Origin of the sequence: Bradyrhizobium sp. 154, from assembly GCF_023073875.1 — a bacterium.
In the GTDB taxonomy this organism is placed as follows: Bacteria; Pseudomonadota; Alphaproteobacteria; order Rhizobiales; family Xanthobacteraceae; genus Bradyrhizobium.
The window spans coordinates 1-3894 of sequence record NZ_JADPKG010000077.1; the positions used below are offsets into that span (position 1 = coordinate 1).

The following is a 3894-nucleotide window of genomic DNA, read 5'->3' on the forward strand; positions in this document are numbered from 1 at the left end:
CCAAACGGCGCGCGCGACGAGTTCATCCTCGCAGCCACCGCCCAAAACCTTCGAAAGATGGCCAAGCTGATCCCGATGCCCACCCCGACGCTCGCATAGAGTCAGTAAGAGCAGTTCCGGCCACGTCGCGACGGAGCTATTACAACGAAATACTGCCGGCCTTTTTCAACGGAATCGGTCATGAGCCGACGCAGTCCATTTGAGCAACGAGTCTTTTACTCCAGCTGAAAACGATCAGATGAAAGAATGATGCGGCGTTGGGACAGCGTGACTGTCGAATCACATCGCTTGCGCGAGTAGAAGTTTGAGCATTGAATCAGCGATGATACCCATAACTGCAAGTGGTTTCTCGGGTATGCCTGCGCTCTCGCAGGATGAAGCGATGCAGAGATTCGCCTAGGCTTTGGGCGCGTGATGGCTTCATGCGTAGCTGAACCGGAGAGGTACGCCTAGTCGGTCCTGCCAACTGATTGGGAGTAGCCACACGCGCCTCATGCGCGCACCTAGCGCGGTCGACGGCCAACAAACGGGAGGACAACAATGAGCACCTGGCTTAGTGAGCGAGAACAGCGTCTCGTCGCGGGCGCGGAGGCGGCATCGGCGGCAACGCCTATCCCGACCCAGATTGTCTCCAATGGCGAGTATCTCCCGCCCCCGCAGAGCGATACGCAAAAGAAAGTCGAGGCACGGATCAACGAGCTCGCTGATGTCAACGGCAGGCATCTCGGCTTGAGCCGCAGGCAGTTCTTGCACACGAGCTGCGGCATGGCGGCAGCGTTCCTCGCCATGAACGACATCTACGGCAATGTTTTCCAGGTCGCGCCCGCTGAAGCCCGCGAGCCCGAGCTGATGCTGGCCCGCGCGCAAAGCCTTGCAGGCCAATTCATCTTCGATGTCCAGACTCATTTCGTGCGGGACGACTTCGACCACAAGGAACTGTTGGGGCTGGCGGACTTTGCGAGCCAGCACTGGAATCCGAAGATGAAGGAGGAAGGCGTCTCCTCGCTCGCCCGCTACAAGTTCCAGAACTATGTGAAAGAGATCTACTACGACAGCGACACCAACATGGCGCTCCTGAGCGGCGCGCCCTTCGACGACCCGAGTTGGTGGCTGCTATCCAATGAGCAGATCGTCAAGGCGCGAGAACTGATCAACGACTTCGCCGGTTCGCGCCGCCTGCTGGCGCATAGCGTCATCACCCCCAAGCAACCCGGCTGGATGGACGAGGTGGACAAGGCGATCGAGGTCTACAAACCGGATTCCTGGAAGTCCTACACGATTGGTGATCCGCTGGCGCCCTCGAAGTTCCCATGGCGGCTCGACGACGAGCAGGTGATGTATCCGTTCTACGAGAAAGCAGTGAAGGCCGGCATCAACACGCTGTGCATCCACAAGGGGTTGCTGCCGCCCGATTACGAGAAGTCGTTCGCCGGCGTCTGGGAATATGCAACGGCGTGGGACATCGGAAAAGCCGCGAAGGATTGGCCGCAGATGAACTTCGTGATCTATCATTCGGCGCTGCGGCCGTTCCTCGAGCTACCCGATCGTGCGTGGGCGGATTTCGAGCAGACCGGCCGTATCCAGTGGGCTACCGATCTCGCGGAAATCCCGCAGAAGTTCGGCGTCACCAACGTCTATGCCGAGCTCGGCACGTCCTTTGCCAACTCGGCGGTGGCGCATCCGAAGTTCTGCGCCGCGCTCATTGGCACGCTGATAAAGGGGATGGGTGTTGACCACGTCATGTGGGGCACCGACTCGGTCTGGTACGGTTCACCACAGTGGCAGATCGAGGCGCTGCGCCGGCTCGAAATCCCGGAGGATATGCAGAAGAAGTACGGGTTTGCGGCGCTTGGCGACGCCAACAGCGCTACCAAGCAGCTGATCTTCGCGGGCAACGCAACCAGATTCTACAAGATCAAGCTGAAGGCGGCCGAGAATACCAGGATGCCGGCCTTTTCCGAGGACCGCCTCGCGGCACTCAAGAACGAGTACACGCAAGCTTCGAAGCAACCATCGAACCTGCGCTACGGCTACGTTCGCGCCGCATAGGAACGGTCCCAAGAGCGTGGGCAAGCTCCGCTGGCAATGGACGCGCGGCTCCGCAAGTCCGACTTCGATTTGGGGTCAAGATGCGGAGAACTCGGGGTAGCGAATCTAGTCCGCTATGTCTCACCGAGCGGACCCTTCCGCTCGGCCCTCAGGAGCCGACATTGCTTTATGAGTACACGGCCTAGCTCAGTAGCAGCGCATGATGTTGACGGTGTGCTCGCCGCCGCCGCGGCCGGGCACCGTCACCTGCTCCGTCGGGCAGCTCGGCACATAGGGCCGGTCGGACGGCACGACATTCGGCGGAAAGCGGTGCGCCCAATCCCAGGGAACGTCATACGTATAGGTATAGCGCACATCGCTGGAGAACGACTGAGCCGCCTCGCCGAAAGGTTGGCTATACGTCGCACCGTCGTAGAAGAACCCGCCGCCACCCGGCCAATAGACCCAGGGATTGCCGCGCCGGTGGAACCGGGCGCCAGGCCCGATCGGCGCACGCGCCATTGCATTTGGAGGCGCGGCGGCCAGCCCGTGCGGCGCGGCGCCACCGGGCCTGGCAAAACTGTCGCTGGGGCTAAGGAGCAGCGCGGCTGCGCTGAGCGAGGCGAATAGCGCCCCTTGTGATCTCGACATCATGATACGCACCAACTCGTTTGGCTTCGCGGGTCGCGGCTCCCCCACCACACGCTAGGCCGGGCTGTCGCCCGCCAGCAAACGTATAATTAATTATTGGTTAAGCCACGGGATTAATGGGGAACATGGTGCGGCAGAACGCCTGGAATTTCCGTCCCATTTCAGCGACTTCGTTCCGCGGCACGCGATTCATAACCAGTTGATCGGAGTTGATCGCTCCCCGGCCAATACGTCCGGAACGCTCCCGCATTGCAACCGTTGGCCCCGACACAAGCAAGGAGCATCTTCAATGCAGAACAAGTCAAAACTCCTCTGCCTGGTCACGGCATCGCTCGTCGCAGGCGCAACAGCCGCATCGGCGCAGGGCTACGACTGGAATGGGCCGCGCGTGGGTTGGGACCGCACCGCCCCCGCCTACGAACCGGTTCAGCCGCGCGCGTACTATCCGGATGTCGCCGGACCATATGGCGCGTACAACGGCACCCGCCATCCGACCCCGAGCTCAACGCAGGGCGATGTCGGTCCTGACGGCAACAACAACGGCACGCTGACCGGCAGCTATCGCAACTGGTAGCGAATCGGGCTTCGTTGCAAGGACCCGCCGCTTCATCGAGCGGCGGGTCGTTCTTTTTGCGGCATACATTGTGAGCTGAAGATCGCCGTTGTCGCCGCCTGCGTCATTGCAAGCGCAAGGACGATGTTGAAGCAGTCACGCGCGATAACGGCGGCAGCCCGGACGGAGCGAACCGTAATCCGGGAGCGGATGGAATCCCGGATTACGCTGCGCTCCATCCAGGCTACATGATATCGCGTTGCCGGCGGGGCGAAACACCAAGCCGTGGGTCAACGTGCGCCATCCAAAATATTCCGCTTTACCGAAATGCGGAAATCGCGTATGTGTCGCGGCAACCCGGCCCAAGCAAGAGGGGGGTATCGCGATCGTCACGACACGCGGGCCGGGCGGCGGTGGACGCAGGTTACATCGGCGCGAAGAGCTTCGCAGGGCGGAGAGCCGTGAGCGAAGACCTCGCGCACTCGACCGGTGCGATCGGCGTATGGCGAAATCGTGTGGTCCTGGCGCCCGGGGTCTGTGCGCCAAGTCTTGCGGTGATGTGAGCGGCCCAACCGGACCGCGGCATCAGTTATCGGCAAGGCGACGGGGGCAATAGTGCATCGCTCCCCGGGGAGCAACTGTGTTGAAGTAGACCGGTGATG

The 3894-nt window shown here is 61.4% G+C and carries 3 protein-coding genes; 2 read left to right on the top strand and 1 reads right to left on the bottom strand.

Annotation, left to right across the window (positions count from 1 at the left end; all coding sequences use genetic code 11):
• Positions 1 to 540 precede the first annotated feature (540 nt).
• Complete coding sequence (locus IVA92_RS18490; RefSeq protein ID WP_247275620.1) at positions 541 to 2049, top strand: amidohydrolase family protein; 1509 nt, start codon at positions 541 to 543, stop codon at positions 2047 to 2049.
• A 186-nt stretch (positions 2050 to 2235) separates the two neighbouring features.
• On the opposite strand, the gene IVA92_RS18495 is transcribed toward IVA92_RS18490, so the two are convergent.
• The gene (locus IVA92_RS18495; RefSeq protein ID WP_247275621.1) at positions 2236 to 2682 is read right to left on the bottom strand and encodes a hypothetical protein; all 447 of its coding nucleotides are present in this window, start codon (positions 2680 to 2682) and stop codon (positions 2236 to 2238) included.
• Between the two features lie 286 nt (positions 2683 to 2968).
• On the opposite strand from IVA92_RS18495, the gene IVA92_RS18500 reads away from it, so the two are divergent.
• Positions 2969 to 3253, top strand: coding sequence for a hypothetical protein (locus IVA92_RS18500; protein ID WP_247275622.1), 285 nt, complete (start codon positions 2969 to 2971; stop codon positions 3251 to 3253).
• The last annotated feature ends 641 nt before the right edge of the window (positions 3254 to 3894 follow it).